Origin of the sequence: Alteromonas sp. BZK5 (genome assembly GCF_014349115.1) — a bacterium.
Classification (GTDB): Bacteria; Pseudomonadota; Gammaproteobacteria; order Enterobacterales; family Alteromonadaceae; genus Alteromonas; species Alteromonas macleodii.
This window is the reverse complement of the sequence record NZ_JACSOE010000206.1, coordinates 1-2,361: the sequence shown is the minus strand read 5'-3', so window position 1 is coordinate 2,361 and position 2,361 is coordinate 1. Positions and strand designations below refer to the sequence as shown.

The 2,361-nt window shown below is 51.0% G+C and carries 1 rRNA gene; it reads right to left on the bottom strand.

What is annotated here, in order from left to right:
• Positions 1 to 19: 19 nt before the first annotated feature.
• A 23S ribosomal RNA gene (locus tag BIZ39_RS21280) occupies positions 20 to 2,361 on the bottom strand; the annotation flags it as partial.

Sequence of the window (2,361 nt, the reverse complement as noted above, 5' to 3'; positions counted from 1 at the left end):
AAAGCTTCTTGGGCGTTGTATGGTTAAGCCTCTCGGGCAATTAGTACAGGTTAGCTTAACGCCTTACAACGCTTCCACACCCTGCCTATCAACGTCATCGTCTATAACAACCCTTCCAGACCTTAAAGGTCAGGGATGACTCATCTTTGGGCCGGCTTCCCGCTTAGATGCTTTCAGCGGTTATCCGTTCCGAACATAGCTACCGGGCAATGCCATTGGCATGACAACCCGAACACCAGCGGTTCGTCCACTCCGGTCCTCTCGTACTAGGAGCAGCTCCCATCAATCATCCAACGCCCACACCAGATAGGGACCGAACTGTCTCACGACGTTCTAAACCCAGCTCGCGTACCACTTTAAATGGCGAACAGCCATACCCTTGGGACCGACTTCAGCCCCAGGATGTGATGAGCCGACATCGAGGTGCCAAACACCGCCGTCGATATGAACTCTTGGGCGGTATCAGCCTGTTATCCCCGGAGTACCTTTTATCCGTTGAGCGATGGCCCTTCCATACAGAACCACCGGATCACTATGACCTACTTTCGTACCTGCTCGACGTGTCTGTCTCGCAGTTAAGCTAGCTTATGCCATTGCACTAACCTCACGATGTCCGACCGTGATTAGCTAACCTTCGTGCTCCTCCGTTACTATTTGGGAGGAGACCGCCCCAGTCAAACTACCCACCAGACACTGTCCACATTCCCGATAAGGGAACAATGTTAGAACATCAAACATACAAGGGTGGTATTTCAAGGACGGCTCCACACAATCTAGCGACTGTGCTTCAAAGCCTCCCACCTATCCTACACATGTAGGTTCAATGTTCAGTGCCAAGCTGTAGTAAAGGTTCACGGGGTCTTTCCGTCTAGGTGCGGGTACACAGCATCTTCACTGCGATTTCAATTTCACTGAGTCTCGGGTGGAGACAGCGTGGCCATGGTTACACCATTCGTGCAGGTCGGAACTTACCCGACAAGGAATTTCGCTACCTTAGGACCGTTATAGTTACGGCCGCCGTTTACCGGGGCTTCGATCAAGAGCTTCGTCCGAAAACTAACCCCATCAATTAACCTTCCGGCACCGGGCAGGTGTCACACCCTATACGTCCTCTTACGAGTTTGCAGAGTGCTGTGTTTTTAATAAACAGTCCCAGCCACCTGGTCACTGCGGCCTCCATTTGCTTACCACGCGAAGTGTTCACAAACAGAGGCGTACCTTCTCCCGAAGTTACGGTACAATTTTGCCGAGTTCCTTCACCCGAGTTCTCTCAAGCGCCTTAGTATTCTCTACCTGACCACCTGTGTCGGTTTGGGGTACGGTTCATATAATCATAAGTTTAGAAGCTTTTCCTGGAAGCAGGGCATCAACAACTTCACTCCCTTGGGAGCTCGTCTCGTGTCTCGGCCTTGAAAACCCGGATTTACCTAAGTCTTCAGCCTACTCACTTTCACTTGGACAACCAACGCCAAGCTTGCCTAGCCTTCTCCGTCCCTCCATCACTGATTATATAAGTACGGGAATATTAACCCGTTTCCCATCGACTACGCATTTCTGCCTCGCCTTAGGGGCCGACTTACCCTGCCCTGATTAGCATGGGACAGGAAACCTTGGTCTTCCGGCGTGGGAGTTTTTCACTCCCATTATCGTTACTCATGTCAGCATTCGCACTTGTGATATGTCCAGCAAGCTTTACAACTCACCTTCATCCACTTACACAACGCTCCCCTACCCAGCATGTAAACATGCTGCCGCAGCTTCGGTATATTGCTTAGCCCCGTTACATCTTCCGCGCAGGCCGACTCGACTAGTGAGCTATTACGCTTTCTTTAAAGGGTGGCTGCTTCTAAGCCAACCTCCTAGCTGTCTATGCCTTCCCACATCGTTTCCCACTTAGCAATATTTTGGGACCTTAGCTGGCGGTCTGGGTTGTTTCCCTCTCCACGACGGACGTTAGCACCCGCCGTGTGTCTCCCGGATAGTTCTCATTGGTATTCGGAGTTTGCAAAGGGTTGGTAAGTCGGGATGACCCCCTAGCCTTAACAGTGCTCTACCCCCAATGGAATTCGTCCGAGGCTCTACCTAAATAGATTTCGGGGAGAACCAGCTATCTCCCGGTTTGATTGGCCTTTCACCCCCAGCCACAAGTCATCCCCTAACTTTTCAACGTTAGTGGGTTCGGTCCTCCAGTTGATGTTACTCAACCTTCAACCTGCTCATGGCTAGATCACCGGGTTTCGGGTCTATACCTAGCAACTAAACGCGCAGTTAACACTCGCTTTCGCTACGGCTCCGTTATTCACTTAACCTTGCTACTAAATATAAGTCGCTGACCCATTATACAAAAGGTACGCAGTCACC